Here is a 20076-nt window from a genome sequence, read left to right on the forward strand (position 1 = left end):
CTTTGTTTGTGTAGATTTCGCCGAAGCTGTTTAGTGTGGCGTTATTTTCCAGTGAGTTAAACTTTTAGGTGGCAGAGTGCTATATCTTTGCTGATTTACTATATCTTTACTAAATAGCTATAGGTTTTTTAGTGTAAGTCCTCACTTACTTTGTCATGGCTCAGCTTGCTTGTCCGAAATGCGAATCGAAGGAAGCCACCAAAAGTGGGGTAGTGGGTGGTCGGCAACGGTATAAGTGCAAGAACTGTGGCTACCACTACTCGGTGGCCAAGGCCGGCAAAGAAATCAATTCCTACTACGTTATCAAGGCTTTGCAGCTGTATGTAGAGGGCGTTAGCTACCGCGAAATAGAACGGCTGCTAGGGGTGAGCCACGTAAGCGTGATGAACTGGGTGAAGAAATACGGTATGAAAGCTCCCCGCCAAACCGACTATCACCCGACCTATAAAATACTAAACCAGAAAGAGTTGAATGAGTTCTTTCAGGATTCCAACAACTTGAAAGGGGCCGGGTTGGTGGTAACCGAACTAGGCGACAAGTACATGATGATTCGGTGGGAGCGGTTTCGGCAGGGGTAAGGCTATAGCGGTTAGCAGAAATATAGCAAGGGCGTGACTTCTGCCGGAAGGTTTTGCTACTTGGTTGAGCGCACCCAACAAGGCCGCAACGGCGCATCGGGTGCGCTCAACCAATTCCCACCTTACACCTTCCCACCACCCCTTCTATGCGAAACGCCCGTTACGCGCTGGCGCTTAGTGCGCTGTTGACTGCTGCCGGAGCTTCGGCTCAGGTAATAACCCCACCTGCCGGCCAAGCACCCCCGCCCGCCGCCCCGGCGGCGCCGCCCGCCACGCCGACGGCTGCTAAACCGGTTCCCTACGGCCCGGGAATGAAAGTCAACCTCTCGCCCGACGGCTCGAAATACCTGCGGTTCCTGCTTTGGTCGCAAATTTATACCCGCTACAACGAAAACAATACCGGCACCCTGCGTGGTCCCAACAAGCCCAAGGAAAGCCAGGTGGACTTTGGTATCCGCCGCTCGCGCCTGGTGATTCTGGCGCAGCTCAACCCCCGTTTCTTGGTGTACACGCACCTGGGTATCAACAACCAAAACAACGTGAGTGGGGGCGTAAACGCCACGACGGACGGCAAAAAGCCCCAGTTTTTCATTCACGAAGCCGTGACCGAGTACAAAGTAAACAAGTACCTCAGCCTGGGGGCGGGCCTGCACTATTACAATGGCATTTCGCGCCTGAGCAGCGCCAGCACCGTCAACATGCTGGCCATGGACTTCCCGCTCACCAACTTCCCCACTATCGACGCCCTCGATCAGTTTGCCCGCTACCTCGGGGTATTTGCCAAGGGCCGCATTGGCAAGTTCGACTACCGCGTGTCGATGAGCGACCCGTTTTTGACCAACCTGCCTACCAACGCCAACTATGTGGTGGGGGGCGCGCAGGTCGGCAACCCGCTGGGCCTGGGTACTACGGAAGCCGGCGTGAATACGGGCAGCAATGTGGCCCAGTACAATCCGCAGAACACCAGCCACGTGTATCAGGGCTACTTCAATTATAACTTTCTGGAGCCCGAAGCCAACTTGTTGCCCTATTACCAGGGTACTTACTTAGGCACCAAGCGCGTACTGAGCATCGGAACCGGCTTCATGTACAACCAAGACGGTATGTTCTCACGGCCCACGAGCGACGCCCGGACACTGTCTGCCCTGACGCCGGGTACGGATTTGTACACCGCCGTGCCCACCCGCAAGCACGACATCAAGCTTTTCGGGGCCGATGTATTCTATGACGTGCCCCTGGATACGGCTTCGCGGACGGCGCTGACCTTCTACGGCGTGTATTACAGATACGATTTCGGACCGAACTATGTGCGCTACGTGGGCGGCGAAAACCCCGGCTACGGCGCGGCCGCTATCCGCGGCAATGCCTACCCGCAGTCGGGCACGGGTAATGCGCAGTACCTGAACGCCGGGTTTCTGCTGCCCCAGAACACGCTGGGCCCAAAAGTGCGGTTGCAGCCCTACATCGCCTATTTGCACAGCAGCTACGAGGGCTTGCGCAAGAGCAACGGCGAAAGAGCCGGCGTGAACGTGTACGATGCCGGCGTGAATGTGCTGCTCGATGGCCACAATGCCAAAGTCACGCTCAACTACCGCGCCCGCCCCGACTTCAGCGACCAAGGAGGGGTTCCGAACGGCGCCTTGATCAACAACGTGAAATACCGCCCGGAAATCACGCTGCAAACGCAAGTATTCTTGTAGGAGGTGAGATAGTGAACTAGTGCGTTGACGTGCTGCCTGCGCAAACTCTGCCAAGGAAACGGCAAATTCACTGCTTCCCCTTTCATCACCTCACGATTCTGTATTACTCTCAAAAACACCCATCATTCATCATGAACCAGAACCTCCCCAATCGTGACTCAGGGGCATACACGGGGGCGGCACCTCTTGCGGGCGCTGCCAACGACGCTGTAGCCCACGATAACAACACCACCCCGACCAGCAAAATCTGGCAGGTAATTACCGCTTCGTCGGTGGGCACCGTAATCGAGTGGTACGACTTCTACATCTTCGGCTCCCTGGCTGCCATCATCGGGCCGGTGCTGTTTGGCTCGACGGGCAAGATTGAAGATACCATTCTGGGCACGTTGGCCGTGTTTGGGGCCGGCTTTGTGGTGCGGCCGTTTGGTGCCGTGTTCTTCGGCCGCATCGGCGACATGATTGGCCGTAAGTACACGTTTCTGCTCACCTTGCTCATTATGGGCGGGGCTACGTTCGTGACGGGCCTCATTCCGAGCTACGACAAAATTGGCGTGGCCGCGCCCATCATCGTCACGCTGCTGCGTTTGCTGCAAGGCTTGGCGCTGGGTGGCGAGTACGGCGGGGCTACCACCTACGTGGCCGAGCACGCCCCCGACAACAAGCGCGGCTACTACACCTCCTTTATTCAGATTACGGCCACGGCCGGCCTGTTTTTGAGCGTGCTGGTTATTATTGCCACCCGCAAGAGCCTCGGGGAAGAAGCCTTCAAGGAGTGGGGCTGGCGTATTCCGTTCCTGCTTTCGGGGGCGCTGGTTATTGCCTCGTATTACATCCGGCGCAAGCTGCACGAGTCGCCTCTGTTTGCCAAAGCCAAGGCGGAGGGCAAGACGAGTACTAACCCACTGCGCGAGTCATTCGTGAATCCTGTAAACCGTCGTCTGGTACTTATTTCGCTGTTTGGCGCCACCATGGGCCAGGGAGTAGTGTGGTACACCGGTCAGTTTTATGCGTATTCCTTTATGCAAAACTCGCTGAAGCTGGACCTCGTGGATGCCAGCTTGGTGCTCTGCATTGCGCTACTGCTCGCCACGCCGTTCTTCGTGTATTTCGGTAGCCTCTCGGACCGTATTGGGCGCAAGAAAATTATTATGATGGGGCTGCTGTGTGGGGCGCTGTTTACCATCCCGATTTTCTACGGCCTCAAAGCCTTTGCCGGCCCGCTCACGGAAGTAACGGCTGCCACCGTAGATGCCACCGGCAAAGTTGTGCCCGCCGTCATGAAGGCCCTCTCGCCTAGCCTCGTGCCCATGACCATCCTTGTGTTCTGCCTGGTGCTGTTCGTGACGATGGCCTACGGTCCGATTGCCGCTTACTTGGTGGAGTTGTTTCCAACCAAAGTGCGCTACACGTCCCTCTCGCTGCCCTACCACATCGGCAACGGCGTATTCGGCGGGTTTGTGCCGTTCATTGCTACGGCGCTTACGCTGCGCGCCGCCGCTATGCCCGAAGGCACACTGCTCAAGGAATACAGCAGCTTTGCTGGCTTGCTTTACCCAGTTATCATCGCCTTGCTCTGCTGGTTTATTGGCCAGGCGTTGATGAAAGACGTGCGCAATGTGCGTTTGATGGAAGACGGCTCCGGCGACGTTCGATAGCCCCAACGATAAGCCGGCGGGTTAACTGGCTGGTGTTCACAGCCCTTCCTGGAAAGTCCGTTGGGCCCTGGTCCAGCGGACTTTCTTGTGTCACGAACGGCGGTCCAGGCCAGGCGGAACCGAAGCGCGCGGCTTGTCAACGCGGCCAACTGACCGTCCTGCTGCGGGCGGCGCGGTGGTTAGGTTGGCTGCGTCAGCGGGCGGCACAGCAGTACTGCGTGTTGGCAATTTGATTTCCAGCAAAACTGTTAGCTTCCGTAGGCTTTGCCCTTCCCAAAACAGAAATCCTATGCTACCAATGTCTCCGCAAGAGCAAACCGAGCAGCGCCGCGGGCAGCGGCTGTTGTTTGTGAGCTTGCTGTTTGGGGTGCTGCTGAATTTTCCGCTGCTGGCCGTTTTCAACCACGACGGCCGGGTAGGGGGCGTGCCCGTGCTCTACCTCTACGTACTGCTGGCCTGGCTCACGTTGGTGGTTCTCACGGCCTGGCTGGTGAAGTCAGTTAAAAATTGAGAATTAACGAATTGAAAATGCCGCCCGTCTTTCAGAAAAACGAGGAATCCGCGCGAAATCTGCCCAGCAATTGCACTCAGATTTATCCCCGACTTGTATGCACGGAATGCCGAAAAGAACAGGGAATGGTGGTCTTTAATTTGATTTTTTAATTAACAATTTTCAATTGAAATCATGTCCAAGCTGCTGGTTATTGGCTTTTCGTTCGGCTACTTGGCGCTGCTCTTCGGGGTGGCGTACGCGGCCGAGCGGCGGGCCGGATCGGCACGGAGCAGCCTCGTAAACAACCCGTATGTGTACGCGCTGAGCATGGCCGTGTACTGCACCGCCTGGACCTACTATGGGTCGGTGGGGCGGGCGGCGAATTTCGGGCTGGAGTTTGTCGGTATCTACTTGGGGCCCACCCTGATGGCGCCGGCCGCGTGGCTGGTGCTGCGCAAAATCATCCGGATTTGCCGCTTGCAGCGCCTCACGTCCATTGCCGATTTCATTTCGGCTCGCTACGGCAAAAGTGCCTCGCTGGGGGCATTGGCTACGGTGGTATGCGTGCTTGGCATCGTGCCCTACATTTCGCTGCAAATCAAGGCCATTGCCACCTCTTTCGACATCATCACCCGCGGCCCTGTTGCTTTGCAACTGCCGCTAGAAGCCACGGCGGCCAGTTCGGCGTTCTACACGACGGTGGCGCTGGCTTTCTTTACCATCATATTTGGGGTGCGCTCCATCGAGGCCACCGAGCGGCACGAAGGCATGGTGCTGGCCGTGGCCCTGGAAAGCCTCGTGAAGCTGGTCGCGTTTCTGGCGGCCGGCGCCTTCGTGACGTTCGGACTCTTCGACGGGGTGGAGGATGTGTTTACGCAAGCGGCGGCCGTGCCCGAGTTGAGTCGGCTGTTCACGCTCGATGGGGCGGGCACGAGCAGCGGGCAATGGTTTACGCTGCTCGTGCTGAGCATGGCCGCTATTTTGGTGCTGCCGCGGCAGTTTCAAGTGTCAGTGGTCGAGAATGTCAACGAAGACCACCTGCGCAAAGCCATGTGGCTGTTTCCGCTCTACCTTATCGTCATCAACCTGTTTGTGCTGCCGCTGGCTTTCGGGGGCCGGCTGCTGTCGGGCCCGAGCTTCGACGCCGACACGTTTGTGCTGGCCTTGCCGATGCAGGCGGGGCACCCGTGGCTGGCCTTGTTTATCTACATCGGGGGGCTGTCGGCGGCTTCGTCCATGATTATCGTGGAAACCATTGCCTTGAGCGTGATGATGAGCAACCACCTGCTTATGCCGCTGCTCGTGCGCATTCCGGCCACCCAAACCGAGGGACCCAACTGGTTTGCCTACCTCGGCCAAGTGGCCCTGAACAGCCGCCGGCTGGCGGTGGTGCTGGTGCTGCTGCTGGCGTACGGCTACTACATTGAGGTTGGCCATCTGCTGCCGCTGGTCAATATCGGGCTGGTGTCGTTTGCGGCGGTGGCGCAGTTTGTGCCGGTGGTGCTCGGCGGGCTCTACTGGAAGGGCGGTAACCGGCAAGGGGCCACGGCGGGTATTTTGGCGGGGTTTGTGGTGTGGTTTTTTACGTTGGTGGTGCCTACGATGGTGGGACCTGGCATGCTAAGCGAAACGCTACTTTCCAACGGCCTCTTCAACTGGCAAAGCCTGCGACCCTTCGCCCTGTTCAATCTAGAAGGACTCGATTACCTCTCGCACGGCCTGTTTTGGAGCTGGTTTTTCAACATCGGCTTCTACGTGGGCGTTTCGCTGCTGCGGGGCCCTTCGGCGCTCGAGCAGCGGCAGGCCGACATCTTCGTGGGCGTGTTCCACTACCGCAACGTGTTTGAAGGGCCGGCCGGTTGGCTGGGGGCCGCCCCGCTGCCCGACGTGCGGGCGTTGCTGAACGGCTTCTTAGGTAAAAAACGCGCTTCGCAGGCTCTACACGCCTTTGCCGAGCGGTTTCCCGATGCGCACCCCGCCGACGGAGTAACCCCGCCCCAAGCCGACCCGCGCCTGCTGGCGTATTCCGAGAAGCTGCTGGCTGGCAGCATCGGCCCGGCCTCGGCCCGGCTGCTGCTGTCCTCGTCGGTAGGCGTGGAGGACATCAGCTTCGACAACGTGGTTGGTATTCTGCGCGAAAGCCAGCAGTTGCTCGAAGTGAACCGCCAGTTGCAAAAGCAGCAGCGGCAGCTTCAGCGCCTCACCGACGAGCTGCGCGCCGCCTACGACCAGTTGCAGGAACTAGACCACGACAAAGACGAATTTCTGGCCACCGTCACGCACGAGTTGCGCACGCCCCTGACCAGCATCCGGGCCTTGTCGGAAATCCTGACCGATAATCCCGATCTGGAACAAGAAGAGCGCCAACGCTTTCTACTGACTATCACGCGGGAGTCGGAGCGCCTGAGCCGGCTTATCTCGCTGGTGCTGGACTTAGAGAAGTACGAGTCCGGCAAAGCCACCCTCGACCGGGAGCCGCTCGACCCGGTGGAAATCCTCAACGACGCCATCGAGTCGGTGGGGCAACTGCTGCGCGACAAGCAGATTCAGCTGGATGTGGCAGTGCCGCCCGGTTTGCCCCAACTCTCCGCCGACCGTGACCGGCTGATGCAGGTACTCGTGAACCTGTTGAGCAATGCCATCAAGTCGTGCCGGGCCGATGGCAGCGGCTACATCCGGGTGGCCGCCGAACTGCCCGCGGCGCCGGCCGGTATGCCCGCCACGCTGCGCCTCGTGGTGCAAGACAACGGCAAGGGCATCGAAGCCGCCTTCCACACCCTCATCTTCGACAAGTTTTTTCAAGCTAAAAATCAAACCATGCGCAAGCCCGAAGGCTCAGGCCTTGGCCTAGCCATCACCAAAAAGATAGTGGAGCTGCACGCCGGCCGTATCTGGGTGGAAAGCCAGCCCGATCAAGGCGCCCGGTTTTCGGTGGAGCTGCCGGTGGAAGCTCAGCACGAGGTATGATGCCGGCCGCAACGCCCCAAGCATAGGTTACAACTGACAGTCAGAAATTTAGAACAAGCAGTTCAGCACTCAGAACTCCAACCCATGTCTGCTCCTCACATATTGATCGTGGATGATGAACCCAACATTGTGATGTCGCTCGAATTTCTCATGCGCAAAAATGGCTACGCCGTCAGCATTGCCCGCAATGGCACCGAGGCCCTCGAAGCCGTGGACCGTACTCCTATAAATATTGTGTTGCTCGATATTATGATGCCGGATGTTGATGGCTATCAGGTCTGCCACCACATCAAAGCCCGCCCTGATCGGGCCGCCACCAAAATCATCTTCCTCTCCGCCAAAACCAAAGATGCCGACATTCAAAAAGGCTACGAAGCCGGCGCCGACCTCTACATTCCCAAGCCCTTCAGCACTCGCCAACTCATGGCAAAAGTTCGGGAACTGCTCGCCGCCCCACATCCTCAAACAGACCTCACTTCCTAATCCCCTTCGTCGCTTGATGCGCGGAATAAAAGAGAGGGGAACTAACTCTAGAGTTAGATTCTAGTCTTTTGCCTGATTTAATTTAGAAAAACTAGAAAGCTAGTCCCCTTCTCTTTAGGAAAGGGGGCTAGGGGGTGAGGTCCCCCACCAAAACCACAACTCACCACTTCACCACTTCACAAACTCACCATTCCCATGCCCGACTCACCCACCAAACATGCCCGCATCCGGACCCTTGAAGAGTACCAAGATGCTTATAGCCGCAGCATAGCAAATCCCGAACAGTTTTGGGCGGAGATGGCCGAGCCGTTCACCTGGCGCCGCAAGTGGGACAAGGTGCTCGAATCCGACATGGCCGCTGGCAAAAACGAGTGGTTTGGGGGCGCCCGCCTCAACATCACCGAAAACTGTCTGGACCGCCACCTCGCAACGCGCGGCAACAAGCTGGCCATCATCTACGAGCCCAACGACCCCCATACGCGCCACCTGCGCCTCACCTACCGCGAACTGCACCAGGAGGTGTGCAAGTTTGCCAACGTGCTGCACAACAACGGCGTCGAGAAAGGCGACCGGGTGTGCCTGTATATGCCCATGATTCCGCAGCTCGCCATTGCCGTGCTGGCCTGCGCCCGCATTGGGGCGGTGCATTCCGTGGTGTTTGCTGGCTTCTCCGCCACCGCCATTGCCGACCGAGTGAACGACGCGCAAGCCACTGTGGTGCTCACAGCCGATGGCCTAAACCGCGGCGCCAAACAGATTCCGGTGAAGCGCGTCGTGGACGAGGCCCTGGAAAGTTGCCCCTCGGTGCGCCGCGTGATTGTGGTCGAGCACCTAGGCTGGCCCGTGCAAATGAAAGAAGGCCGCGACGTGTGGTACCACGAAGAAGCCGAAGACGTGGCTAAAACCTGTCCCGCCGAGGAAATGGACGCCGAAGATCCGCTCTTCATTCTCTACACCTCGGGCAGCACCGGCAAGCCCAAAGGTGTGGTGCACAGCACGGCCGGCTATATGGTCTGGATTGATTACACCTTTCGCAACGTGTTTCAGGTGGAAGAAAACGACATCTACTGGTGCACCGCCGACATCGGGTGGGTAACGGGCCACTCGTACCTGCTTTACGGTCCGCTGCTGTCGGGCGCTACCACGCTCATGTTCGAGGGCGTGCCAACGTATCCGAGCCCTGGCCGCTTTTGGGAGGTTATCGACAAGCACTCAGTGAGCGTGTTTTACACGGCGCCTACCGCTATTCGCAGCTTGATGGCCGCCCCGCTCGACAACGTGCTGAGCTACTCGCTGGATTCGTTGCGGGTGCTGGGTTCGGTCGGGGAGCCCATCAACGAGGAAGCCTGGTACTGGTACTACCAGCACGTGGGCAAGGAGCGCTGTCCCATTGTGGATACCTGGTGGCAAACCGAAACCGGCGGCATCATGATTTCGGCGCTGGCGGGCATCACGCCGAGCGTACCGGCCCGCGCCGGCTTGCCGCTGCCCGGCGTGTTGCCGGTGCTGCTTTCGCAGGAAGGCAAGGAGATTGAAGGCAACGGCGAGGAAGGCTACCTGGCCATCAAGAACAGCTGGCCCGGCATCATCCGCACCACCTACGGCGACCATGAGCGCGCCCGCCAAACCTACTTCGCGCCCTACCCCGGCTACTACTTCACCGGCGACGGCGCCCGCCGCGACGAGCAAGGCCTCTACCGCATCATTGGCCGCGTCGATGACGTGATAAACGTGAGCGGCCACCGGTTCGGTACCGCCGAAATCGAAAACGCCATCAACCAAAACCCCAGCGTGGTGGAGTCGGCCGTGGTGGGCTACCCGCACGACGTGAAAGGCCAGGGCATCTACGCCTACGTTATCTGCCACGAAGGCGAAGGCATCCGGGAAACCGACAAGGCGCACATCGAGGCCAGCATCATTGAAACCATCGTGGCCGAAATCGGCAAAATCGCCAAGCCCGACAAGATTCAAATTGTGTCGGGCCTGCCGAAAACCCGTTCCGGCAAAATCATGCGCCGCATCCTGCGCAAAGTAGCCGAAGGCGACACGTCCAACCTCGGCGACACCACCACGCTGCTCGACCCGGGCGTAGTCGACGACATTATCAGCGGCCGGAAGTAGGAGAGGCATACAAGCAAAAAGGGCTGTTGGTGCATACCAGCGGCCCTTTTTGCTTATAAAGGATGTCGTGTTTGATGCTAGCTTGGGCGGTGCGCGAAGCGAAGCTCCCCGAACTCTTTCCACTTTGCTCCAGTACCTTCAGGCCAAAACCTGCCTTCGGCCCGGCTTCCACCTTCGGGCGCTCAACCAGTAGCCAGCCACTGTTGTACCGGCCTCTGATTGAGCGTACCCAACCAGGGGCGGCGGTAGTGGCACACCTGTTTTTCTGCTCTCAACTATGGAGTTATACTTGATTCGGCATACCCGGGTGGCCACGGCGGCTGGCATTTGCTACGGCGGCTCCGATGTACCCGTCGCCACCACCTACTTGGAAGACGAGGCCGCCGTGCGCACCCGGCTGGCTCCGGTGCTAGCGGCGGGTCCGGTAGCAACCTACAGCAGTCCGCTCACCCGTTGCCGCTGCCTGGCCGAAGCCCTGGTGCCCGGCCCCATCCACTTCGACGACCGGCTGCGGGAATACGACTTTGGCCGATGGGAGCTGCAACCCTGGAACACGTTGCCCGCCGCGGAGCTAGACGCCTGGCGGGCCGACTACGTGCAGGTGCCAGCGCCCGGCGGCGAAAGTCTGCTCGACGTGCAAGCCCGCACCACAGCCTTCCTCAACGACGTGCTAGCGCAGCCTGACGCCCCGCCGGTGGCCCTGGTTTTCTGCCATTCCGTGGTTATTCGAAGCTTGCTGTGCCACTGTTTAGGGCTGCCGCTGGCCAATGCCTTCCGGCTGGATATCGACTACGGCTCTATCTCGAAAGTGCGCCACAGCCAAGGCCGCTTCAACGTGGCGTACACCAACGCGTAGCTCGTGAGGCTGTAGCGCGAAGCCTGAGCTTCGCGTATCGTTGCTGATGTTGAACGACGATTAAGTAGTAAGACGTAAGTAGTGAGACTAGACACAAAAAACTATAAATCAATTGTCTGTCTTGCTTCTAAATGCTTATTACTTAGGTCTCAGTACTTAATCGAATGCTTCCTCTCGGTTGTTCAGCGATGCGCGAAGCGCAGGCTTCGCGCTACCGCCATTTAGCTTCCCGAGGCCGGCAGAATAGTGCCCGTCACCTCCCCGAAACCGATGCGGATACCGTTCTTTTCGCAGAAGCCGCGCATGGTCACGGTGTCGCCGTCGTGCAGGAAGCGGCGCTCTTCCCCGCTGGCCAGGACGACGGGGCGGGTGCCGCGCCAAGCGAGTTCCAGCATCGAGCCGAGCGAGTCGGGAGTGGGGCCGCTGATGGTGCCGGAAGCGTACAAGTCGCCGACTTCGAGGTTGCAGCCGTTGCTGCTTTGGTGGGTGAGTTGCTGGGCCATGCTCCAGTACAGGTGCTGGAAGTTCGAGCGGGAAACGATGGTTTCGGAACTGCCTTCGGGCTGGATACCGACTTCCAGGTTGATGTCTAAGTTGTGCGCATCGAGCTGGCGCAGGTAGAGCAGCGGTTCGGGTTCCTGCACCGGGCCGGGCACGCGGAACGGCTCCAGCGCATCGAGCGTAACCACCCACGGCGATACGCTGCTGCCGAAGCTCTTGCCCAGAAACGGCCCGAGCGGCACGTACTCCCAACTCTGAATGTCGCGCGCGCTCCAGTCGTTGAACAGCACCAGCCCAAAAATGTAGTCTTCAGCGTATTGCAGTGGGATACTGTCGCCCAGCGCGGTGCCCTGACCCACGACAAACGCCATTTCCAGCTCGAAATCCAACTGCTGCGACGGACCGAACGAGGGCGCGGCGGCATCAGGGGCTTTGCGCTGCCCGTTGGGCCGGCGAATGTTGGTGCCCGACACCACAATGCTGCTGGCGCGCCCGTGGTAGCCGACGGGCAGGTGGCGCCAGTTGGGCAGCAAGGCATTGGCCGGGTCGCGGAACATCATGCCCACGTTGGTGGCGTGCTCGATGCTGCTGTAGAAATCGGTGTAGTTATGGGGCTTCACCGGCCGCAGCATTTTCACCTCGCTCTGGCGAACCAGGCACTCGCGCATCACTTCCAAACTACCAGAAATAGCGGGATTGTCGTGGCGCAGCAACTCGCTTACGCGCTGGCGCACGGCCCGCCAAGCCGGCCGACCCAGCGCAATAAACTGGTTGAGTGAGCGGCGGCGAAACACTTTCGGCATCTTTGGCCCCAAGTCCAGATCCGACAGAAAACCGAACTGCGCCACGGCGTACAAATCCAGCACGTACTCCCCAATGGCTACTCCGAGGCGCGGGCCCCGCTCCTCGGTTTCAAACACGCCAAACGGCAAGTTTTGAATGGGAAAATCACTGAGGGGCGGAATATCAATCCAGGAGCGGAGCGCGGGGTCATTAAGGCTGGACATATAGGAATCGGGGTGCTGGTAGAGACGGTAAAGGTAAAGCCGCCCGCCAAATGACGAGCAAACTCAACAGAAGGTTAGCTAAATCCAACTGAACCTTATATCTTAACCTATATCTCCCATTGCCGGTTACAACTACAGTTTTGGGAGTAGTAGCGGCAATACAAATATTAGCTACTAATTAGATTGCTTGAATTTTAATAATTAAACTAACATGCCACTAGAAACGAAAGACCTAATAACTATAACTCTCAGCTCGGTAGCGCTTTTGCTATCTGGGACAACATTTTTTGTAAATATTTTACATAAACAAAGAGATAATCTCAGGACATTTAGGAAGGAACTAACCGAAGTAATGAAAGAGATTGTAGAGACAAATATTGCTATTGCCAAGATTGAGATGGAAGGGAAAGTATTGACGAATAAAATTTATGATATTAGAAGAAACTTCAATACTCGTAGGCGTTATTTAATCGCAAGAGCTGAATTCTTAATAAAAGATATTCCAAAGTATATAGATCATATTGATTTATCTACAATAGCCCAAGCTTGTATTGCTGGTGGCATGCACGACAGAGCAGATCGATATTTCTTGCAAGCATTACAAATGTCACCAAAAAGTATTGAGTTAATTTTCAATATGCGTGGATATGCACGTTTTTTATATCAAACTGGAAGGCATGAAGAGGGTGAAAAAATATTTGAAGATGTAGTACACATACTAGAGTATAATACAATTAATATATCTAACAGTGTTAGATTAAGAGAGCTATGTGATACGTTTATAATGTTTTCTAGAGCAGAATTTTATTTTGGGAATAAAATAAATGCAAAAGAAATATATCTCAAAGCAAAGTCAATTTTATCTGTTGTAAAACAGCCTCTATTATGGGATGAACTTTATGTACTACTGAAAGAAAATTCTTATTTAGATGGTAATGACTCAAGTAAAGGTGAAGATGTTCCAGAAACTGTTTAATATCAGCTAACAGTGTGTTTATAACACTGCGGCTTAATATCAGGCATTCAACAGCAAAACGCTATTTTGCTTCTATATTCTATAGGTTAGTCAAACCTGATGTTTTTCAAAAGCTCTTACATTTCATCCCTCCAAAACCAAAACGCCCCGCTTCTACCGGAAACCAGTAGGAGCGGGGCGCGCCGTATTAAATAAGTAAGCTTAAAACTGCGGGGTCGGTACCGGAGCAGGGGAAACAGGGTGACCAGTCTGCCCAGCCGGCTGCTCTGACATCGGCGTGATGTTGATGGCTTCTACAGCCCGAATTTCGGGAACGGCTTTTTTCACCGACTCTTCTACGCCGGCTTTGAGCGTCATCGGCGACATGGGGCAGGTACCGCAGGCCCCGAGCAACTCCAGGCGCAACACCATATTCTCTGTGATTTCCAGTACCCGTACGTTGCCGCCATCAGCCGCCAGATACGGGCGGATGCTGTCCAGCGCCAACTCGATACGCGAAAGGAGTGGATGGTCTTCTACGGCAGCGGAATGCGTCATAAATCACTGATTTTAATAGCTCACCTGCTTCCATAGATGCAAGTCAACCATGAGGTAATGCAAAGGTAAGGCTTCTGGCGAGTAAAAAGTAAACCAAGTTTAATGCAGCAAGGTTGCCGAAGCCGCTAACGCGGAAATCTGTTCCGCGACGAGCAGCGCGAGTATCTGGATACCGCGCCACTTGCGCCAACGCGGGATACACGCGCTGCTCGTCGCGGAACAGATTTCCGCGTTACGGCCGCTACGAATTCATTTCTACAATATTCGTTTTAGGAGCTATGGCGTTGCGGATAGACACTTGCCGGGCCAGTTCCTCGGCGAGTTGGCCGAACACATCAGCGGCGGGAGTGCCGCTTTGCAGAATAGCCGGGGTGCCTTGGTCGCCGTTTTCGCGGATGCTTTGCACCAGCGGAATCTGGCCGAGTAGGGGCACCTGGTGCTTTTCAGCTAAGGCCGTGCCGCCGCCTTCCCCGAAGATGAAGTACTTGTTTTCGGGTAGCTCGGCGGGGGTGAACCACGCCATGTTTTCCACGATGCCGAGCACCGGCACGTTGATTTGGGGCAGGCGGAACATCTGCAAGCCTTTCTCAGCATCGGCCAGGGCCACTTTCTGCGGCGTGGTCACGATGAGCGAGCCGGTAACGGGCACGGTTTGCACCATGGTCAGGTGAATGTCGGAGGTGCCGGGGGGCATGTCGAGGAGCAGGTAGTCTAGCTCGCCCCAATCCACTTCCGTGATAAACTGCTTGAGCGCCGATGATGCCATGGGGCCCCGCCACACGATGGCGCTTTCGGCGGGCGCCAGAAAGCCGATGCTCATCAGCTTTACGCCGTAGGCCTCGATGGGCTCAATCAGGTTGCGGCCGTCGGGAGTGCGGTATACGTGCGGACGGGCATCTTCCACGCCAAACATCAGCGGCATGCTCGGGCCCGAAATATCGGCGTCTACCAACCCAACTTTGGCGCCGGTTTTGGCTAAGGCAATGGCCAGGTTGGCCGTAACGGTGCTTTTGCCCACGCCGCCTTTGCCCGAGGCAATAGCAATGATATTGCGCACGCCGGGCAGGATGTCGCGGTTTTGGCGCATGGTGGTCACGCGCGAGGTCATCTTGATTTGCACGTCGGCGTCTTTGTCTACCATGGTGTGGATGGCCCGGACGCAGGCGTTGTGAATCAGCTCTTTAAGTGGGCAAGCTGGCGTGGTGAGGACCACCGTAAACGACACGGTGCGGCCGTCGATGTGCACGTCCTCAATCATGTTGAGCGTTACGAGGTCTTTGCCTAAATCAGGCTCCTCCACGTAGCTGAGGGCCTTCAGGACGTCTTCTTGGGTAATAGCCATATCGAGAGAAGGGAAATGCGAATACGAAGCACAAAGATAACCTGGAAACAGGGTAGAAGTTAGGGTATCTGCAATTGTAGAGACGCGGCACTTCGCGTCTTGAATCGTGCTGATGTTGTTTGGAGTGCGCAGTTTTAGTTGTTATGACGCCGAGACGCGAAGTGTCGCGTCTCTACACGGTGGCGCATTACTTCGCACTGCATCCTGCCTACCTTTGCCGCCAGTATGGCCCGCATCCCCAAAGAACTAGTCGATCAAATTATTCACCACGCCGATATTGTGGAGGTGGTGGGTGATTTTGTGAGCTTGAAGCGGAAAGGCCAGAACATGTGGGCCTGCTGCCCGTTTCATCACGAAAAGTCGCCGAGCTTTTCGGTGGCGCCAGCCAAGGGACTCTACAAGTGCTTCGGGTGCGGCAAAGCGGGCGGGGTGGTGCAGTTCATCATGGACATCGAGGGCACCAGCTACGTGGAGGCCCTGAAGTACCTGGCCAAGAAGTACGGCATCGAGGTCGAGGAAGAGGAAAAAACGCCCGAGCAGCAGCTCGCCCAAAACGAAAAGGACTCGCAGTTCATCGTGTCCAACTGGGCCAAGGACCACTACCACAAGCTGCTGCAAAAAAGCGACGAAGGCCAGAGCATCGGCGGGAGTTACCTGCGCCAGCGCGGCCTCAATCAAACCACCATTGCCACCTTTGAGCTAGGCTACTCCCTCGACCAGTGGGACGATTTGCTGAAGTCGGCCACGGCTGCGGGCTTCGAACAGAAGTACTTGGAAAAAACCGGCCTCGTAGTGCGGCGCGAAGACGACCAGGGCCAGGATACCGGCCGCCGCTACGACCGTTTCCGGGGCCGCGTCATGTTCCCGATTCACAACGTGTCGGGGCGCGTGATTGGGTTTGGGGCGCGCACGCTTAAGCCCAACGACAAGACGGCCAAGTACCTGAACTCACCGGAGTCTGAGATATATCATAAGTCCGATGTGCTTTATGGGCTTTACCACGCCCGGCAGGCTATCCGGACCGAGGAGCTGTGCTACTTGGTGGAAGGCTACCTCGACGTGCTGAGCTTGCACCAGGGCGGCATCAAAAATGTGGTGGCCTCGTCGGGTACCTCGCTCACTGACGGCCAAATCCGCCTCATCAAGCGCTACACCGACAACGTAACGGTGCTCTACGACGGCGACGCGGCTGGTATCCGGGCCTCGTTGCGCGGGATTGACATGCTGCTCGAAGGTGGCCTGAACGTGCGCGTCGTGCTGTTCCCCGACGGCGACGACCCCGACAGCTACATCCGCAAAGTAGGCGACCAGAAGTTCAAGGAGCACCTCGACCAGGCCAGCCAAGACTTTATCCAGTTCAAAACCGACCTCGTTTCCCGCGAAGCGGCCCAAGACCCGGTGAAGAAAGCCGAAGCCATTCGGGAGGTGCTGCAAAGCATTGCCAAAGTGCCGGACCCGATCAAGCGGCAGGTGTTTTTGCAGCAAACCTCGCAGACCTTCGGCATCGACGAGCAAGTCCTTATCACCGAGTACAACAAAATTGCCCGGCAAGCCAGCCCGAAACCCGCGGCCCCGACCAGCAATGGCAGCAGCCCCGCTGCAAGCACGGCCCGAACAACGAGCAACGAACAACGAAAAACAGCTCTAAGTCCGGAGGAGGAAGCCGAGGCGTTGATGTACGGTGCCTCCCCTGAGGATTTGCAAGGCAACGGCGCCGTCAGCGTCGCGCCGCGTGAGGAACTAGAGCCCATACCCGACGTGCAGGAGCAGTGCGAGCGGGAAGTGGTGCGCCTGCTGCTGCTCTACTCGGCGCAGCCGCTGGCCCCGGAGGTCAGCGTGGCGCAGTACCTGTTCGGGCAGCTCGACGACACGCCTTTCAAAACGCCAGTCTACGCCGACCTGCTGCACCTGTGCCGTGAGGAGCTAACCCAGGGCCGCTGGCCGGAAATCCGCACCCTGATCCAGCACAGCCGCTCCGATATCCGGGCGCTGATTGCCGAGCTGGCCACCGAGCGGTACGAGCTAAGCCCCAACTGGACCACCCACCAGATTCATGTGCCCCGCGAGCTGGATTTGCTGCAAATTGCCTGCGACAACGCCATTTTGCGCCTCAACAAAGTGAACGTGGAGCGGGAGTTGTCCGCCCGCCTCGAAGCCTTGCGTCACCCGCTCGATGATGCTACCATGATGGAGCACCTGCAAACTATCCGGGCCCTCAAGCAAATGGACAACGAGCTAGCCAAGCTACTTGGCACCGTGCTTTCCCGCGGAGCCTGATTCAATTAAAAATTAAGAATTAAGAATTGGCTTGTCAAGTGAACCTGCATTTCTAAGTAAGCCTACACATAGCCTGCTGGCAACCACGCCGATTCTAAATAGAAAGGTCAATTGTTAATTCTTAATTCATAATTTTTAATTGAAGCATGTGGAAGCGTCTTAACCTAAGCCGATTTTTGCTGGCGGTGCTGCTGACCATCGGCAGCTTTGGGACCGGTATTGCCGGGTTCATGGTCATTGAGGGGTTCAGCTTGGCTGATGCTTTTTACATGACCATGATTACCGTTTCCACGGTCGGCTTTGGGGAGTTACATCCCTTGTCGGCGCAGGGGCGGCTGTTTGTTTCGCTTTACATTTTCTTTAATCTGCTCGTTGTTGCCTATCTCTTGTCGGTGCTGACCACCTACATTTTTGATGGCGAGCTGCGCAACATGTTCAATATGCTTCGGAACGACCAGGAAATTCGCGGCTTCAAAGACCACGTAATTGTGTGCGGCTTTGGGCGCAACGGCAGCAAAGCCTACCACGAATTGCGGGCCAGCGGGGCCCAGGTGGTTATAGTCGAGCAAGACGAGACACTGCTGAAAGCAGCCGGCGAATCCAATGGGGGCACTATTCTGGCCGTGTTCGGTGATGCTACTGCCGACGACACCCTGCGGGCCGCGGGTGTGTCGCGGGCCCGCGCCCTCATCACCGCCCTGCCCAAAGATGCCGACAACGTGTTTGTGGCCCTCACGGCCCGCGAGCTAAATCCCACCATCAAAATCATTGCCCGCGCCAGCCTCAAAACCAGTGAGCACAAGCTGCTGCGCGCCGGTGCCGATTCGGTGGTGATGCCCGACGAAATAGGCGGCTCGCACATGGCCAACCTAGTGATGCGCCCCGAAGTAATCCGGTTCCTGGATATGATTTCCGGGCTGGGCCCCCACAAGCTCCGGCTCGAAGAAATGCGCCCCGAAGAGCTGCGCTACGAGTGGCGCGCCCGCAGCATTCGGGAGCTAGATATCCGTTCCCGCACCGGGGCCACCGTCATCGGCCTCAAGCACCACGACGGCGAGCTGCAAGTGAGCCCCAGCGCCGACACCGTGCCCGTACCCGGCGACGTGCTCTTGTTCTTGGGCACCGATGAGCAGATAAACGCGCTAGTCAAGCTGTTTCGAGCATAGGCGGTAAGCAAAAGCCAGAAGCCAAGCTGCCTAAGTTCGGGGGTAGCCGCGTAGCGGCTTAGGTATCCGTTATCCGTCAGCGGCACTATGGCACTATGTAGTGCGGCAAACTGTAGCCAGCGCTACGGTTGACTTTGCCGCCTGCCCGTTCTTTGTAGCTTTGCCAACCCAACCCATCTACTGCAACGTGCATATTCTGCAAGTTTGTCCGCGCGTCCCGTATCCACCCACCGATGGGGGCGCCATTGCTATGTACGACGTGGCTGCGGGCCTCATCCGGGCCGGGCACCGCGTTACGGTACTGGCCCTGAACACGCCTAAGCACCACCAACCCGCCGATGCGCTGGCCCATCTTGGCCCCAATATGCGCCTCGTGACGGTGGACGTAGACACGCGCCTGTCGCCGGTTAGGGCGCTGCGCAACTTGGTGGCGAGCCGGCTCCCATACAACGTGGAGCGGTTTGTAAGCGCGGAAGCCGCCGAGCAGCTTACCGAGATTTTGCGCGCGCAGGCAGTGGATGTGGTTCAGCTAGAAGGTACGTTTGTGGCCTGGTACGAGGAAGTGGTGCGGCGCGTAGCGCCCGGCGTGCCGGTGGTAGTGCGGGCTCACAACGTGGAGTACACCATTTGGCAGATGCTGGCTCGGCGCGAGCGAAATCCACTCAAAAGATTATATCTGCGTCATTTGGCCGGCCGCATGCAGCAGTTCGAGCAGCACTACCTACCGCGCTTCGACGCCGTCGCGGCCATTACCGAGCCCGACCAGCAGCGTTTGCGGAAGTTGGGCTGCCAGGAACCCGTAGTGTTTGTGCCGGCCGGGGTGCATCTGGAGCGGTTTCAACTAGATGCTGCTATCCAGCCCAAACCGAATACTTTGTTCATGATTGGCACCTTGAACTGGCTGCCCAACCAGGAAGGTCTCGACTGGTTTCTCACCGAAATCTGGCCGCAGGTGCACGCGCAATACCCGAAGCTGGAGCTGCATCTGGCGGGCAAGGAAATGCCCGCTCGGTTCCGGGAATTGCAGTTGCCCAATGTCGTTGTACATGGCTTTGTGGAATCGGCGCAGCAATTTATGCAGCAGTACGAGGTGATGCTGGTGCCATTGTTGAGTGGGGGCGGCATGCGCATCAAAATCATCGAGGGCATGGCCTTGGGCAAGTGCATCTTGAGTACCACGTTGGGCGCCGAAGGCATCCACGTCCGCGACGGCCACGACATTGTGCTGCGCGACACGCCGGCGGCGTGGGTGGAAGCCATTGGGCGCTACTACCACGGCCAACTGCCCGCCAACCTTATCGGGCGCGAAGCCACCCGCACCATAGTGCGCCTCTACGATAACCGCCGGGTGGTGGAGCGTTTTCTGGACTTATACAGCGTGGTGCGGGAGCGCCGGGTTGAAACGGCGTAAGTTTGC

At 57.5% G+C, this 20076-nt stretch carries 15 protein-coding genes; 12 read left to right on the plus strand and 3 right to left on the minus strand.

The window, feature by feature from the left end:
* Positions 1–155: 155 nt before the first annotated feature.
* From ACFE7X_RS09650 to cobC, 8 genes are all read left to right on the plus strand, one after another.
* Complete coding sequence (locus tag ACFE7X_RS09650; RefSeq protein ID WP_375435470.1) at positions 156–578, plus strand: hypothetical protein; 423 nt, start codon at positions 156–158, stop codon at positions 576–578.
* 146 nt (positions 579–724) lie between these two features.
* Entirely contained in the window at positions 725–2278 is a 1554-nt protein-coding gene (locus ACFE7X_RS09655) for a hypothetical protein (RefSeq protein WP_375435471.1), read from the plus strand.
* 131 nt (positions 2279–2409) lie between these two features.
* Entirely contained in the window at positions 2410–3933 is a 1524-nt protein-coding gene (locus tag ACFE7X_RS09660; RefSeq protein WP_375435472.1) for an MFS transporter, read from the plus strand.
* Between the two features lie 289 nt (positions 3934–4222).
* Entirely contained in the window at positions 4223–4444 is a 222-nt protein-coding gene (locus ACFE7X_RS09665) for a hypothetical protein (protein ID WP_375435473.1), read from the plus strand.
* Between the two features lie 174 nt (positions 4445–4618).
* A complete protein-coding gene (locus tag ACFE7X_RS09670; RefSeq protein WP_375435474.1) occupies positions 4619–7393 on the plus strand; it encodes an ATP-binding protein in 2775 nt (924 codons plus the stop codon).
* 84 nt (positions 7394–7477) lie between these two features.
* Positions 7478–7876, plus strand: coding sequence for a response regulator transcription factor (locus ACFE7X_RS09675; protein WP_375435475.1), 399 nt, complete (start codon positions 7478–7480; stop codon positions 7874–7876).
* 195 nt (positions 7877–8071) lie between these two features.
* A complete protein-coding gene (gene acs, locus ACFE7X_RS09680; RefSeq protein ID WP_375435476.1) occupies positions 8072–9997 on the plus strand; it encodes an acetate--CoA ligase in 1926 nt (641 codons plus the stop codon).
* Positions 9998–10274: 277 nt separating this feature from the next.
* Positions 10275–10853 carry an alpha-ribazole phosphatase family protein gene (gene cobC / locus ACFE7X_RS09685; RefSeq protein WP_375435477.1) on the plus strand — a complete coding sequence of 193 codons (579 nt, stop codon included), beginning with the start codon at positions 10275–10277 and terminating at the stop codon, positions 10851–10853.
* A gap of 221 nt (positions 10854–11074) precedes the next feature.
* On the opposite strand, the gene fahA is transcribed toward cobC, so the two are convergent.
* Complete coding sequence (gene fahA / locus ACFE7X_RS09690) at positions 11075–12361, minus strand: fumarylacetoacetase (protein ID WP_375435478.1); 1287 nt, start codon at positions 12359–12361, stop codon at positions 11075–11077.
* Positions 12362–12572: 211 nt separating this feature from the next.
* Here fahA and ACFE7X_RS09695 point away from each other — a divergent pair, with 211 nt between their 5' ends.
* Positions 12573–13337: a hypothetical protein gene (locus ACFE7X_RS09695; protein ID WP_375435479.1), complete on the plus strand. Its 765-nt coding sequence runs from the start codon at positions 12573–12575 to the stop codon at positions 13335–13337.
* Positions 13338–13538: 201 nt separating this feature from the next.
* Here ACFE7X_RS09695 and ACFE7X_RS09700 read toward each other — a convergent pair whose 3' ends face one another.
* Positions 13539–13874 carry a NifU family protein gene (locus ACFE7X_RS09700; protein ID WP_375435480.1) on the minus strand — a complete coding sequence of 112 codons (336 nt, stop codon included), beginning with the start codon at positions 13872–13874 and terminating at the stop codon, positions 13539–13541.
* Positions 13875–14115: 241 nt separating this feature from the next.
* Positions 14116–15216 carry an Mrp/NBP35 family ATP-binding protein gene (locus ACFE7X_RS09705; RefSeq protein ID WP_375435481.1) on the minus strand — a complete coding sequence of 367 codons (1101 nt, stop codon included), beginning with the start codon at positions 15214–15216 and terminating at the stop codon, positions 14116–14118.
* 225 nt (positions 15217–15441) lie between these two features.
* On the opposite strand from ACFE7X_RS09705, the gene dnaG reads away from it, so the two are divergent.
* The 3 genes from dnaG to ACFE7X_RS09720 all read left to right on the plus strand — a co-directional run bounded on the left by dnaG (position 15442) and on the right by ACFE7X_RS09720 (position 20070).
* Positions 15442–17493 (plus strand): DNA primase, encoded by a 2052-nt coding sequence (dnaG, locus tag ACFE7X_RS09710; protein ID WP_375435482.1) that lies wholly within the window; start codon positions 15442–15444, stop codon positions 17491–17493.
* 146 nt (positions 17494–17639) lie between these two features.
* Positions 17640–18659, plus strand: a complete 1020-nt coding sequence (locus tag ACFE7X_RS09715) for a potassium channel family protein (RefSeq protein WP_375435483.1) — start codon at positions 17640–17642, stop codon at positions 18657–18659.
* A 100-nt stretch (positions 18660–18759) separates the two neighbouring features.
* The gene (locus ACFE7X_RS09720) at positions 18760–20070 is read left to right on the plus strand and encodes a glycosyltransferase family 4 protein (RefSeq protein ID WP_375435484.1); all 1311 of its coding nucleotides are present in this window, start codon (positions 18760–18762) and stop codon (positions 20068–20070) included.
* The last annotated feature ends 6 nt before the right edge of the window (positions 20071–20076 follow it).

Source organism: uncultured Hymenobacter sp., assembly GCF_964242765.1.
Lineage (GTDB): Bacteria > Bacteroidota > Bacteroidia > Cytophagales > Hymenobacteraceae > Hymenobacter.

Excerpts from the sequence above, each read along its gene's own strand:
- ACFE7X_RS09670 (WP_375435474.1), top strand. The coding sequence starts at position 4,619 with ATGTCCAAGCTGCTGGTTATTGGCTTTTCGTTCGGCTACTTGGCGCTG.
- ACFE7X_RS09665 (WP_375435473.1), top strand. The coding sequence starts at position 4,223 with ATGCTACCAATGTCTCCGCAAGAGCAAACCGAGCAGCGCCGCGGGCAG.
- ACFE7X_RS09650 (WP_375435470.1), top strand. The coding sequence starts at position 156 with ATGGCTCAGCTTGCTTGTCCGAAATGCGAATCGAAGGAAGCCACCAAA.
- ACFE7X_RS09660 (WP_375435472.1), top strand. The coding sequence starts at position 2,410 with ATGAACCAGAACCTCCCCAATCGTGACTCAGGGGCATACACGGGGGCG.
- ACFE7X_RS09700 (WP_375435480.1), bottom strand. The coding sequence starts at position 13,874 with ATGACGCATTCCGCTGCCGTAGAAGACCATCCACTCCTTTCGCGTATC.
- fahA (WP_375435478.1), bottom strand. The coding sequence starts at position 12,361 with ATGTCCAGCCTTAATGACCCCGCGCTCCGCTCCTGGATTGATATTCCG.
- cobC (WP_375435477.1), top strand. The coding sequence starts at position 10,275 with ATGGAGTTATACTTGATTCGGCATACCCGGGTGGCCACGGCGGCTGGC.
- ACFE7X_RS09675 (WP_375435475.1), top strand. The coding sequence starts at position 7,478 with ATGTCTGCTCCTCACATATTGATCGTGGATGATGAACCCAACATTGTG.
- dnaG (WP_375435482.1), top strand. The coding sequence starts at position 15,442 with ATGGCCCGCATCCCCAAAGAACTAGTCGATCAAATTATTCACCACGCC.
- ACFE7X_RS09715 (WP_375435483.1), top strand. The coding sequence starts at position 17,640 with ATGTGGAAGCGTCTTAACCTAAGCCGATTTTTGCTGGCGGTGCTGCTG.
- ACFE7X_RS09705 (WP_375435481.1), bottom strand. The coding sequence starts at position 15,216 with ATGGCTATTACCCAAGAAGACGTCCTGAAGGCCCTCAGCTACGTGGAG.
- ACFE7X_RS09695 (WP_375435479.1), top strand. The coding sequence starts at position 12,573 with ATGCCACTAGAAACGAAAGACCTAATAACTATAACTCTCAGCTCGGTA.
- ACFE7X_RS09655 (WP_375435471.1), top strand. The coding sequence starts at position 725 with ATGCGAAACGCCCGTTACGCGCTGGCGCTTAGTGCGCTGTTGACTGCT.
- acs (WP_375435476.1), top strand. The coding sequence starts at position 8,072 with ATGCCCGACTCACCCACCAAACATGCCCGCATCCGGACCCTTGAAGAG.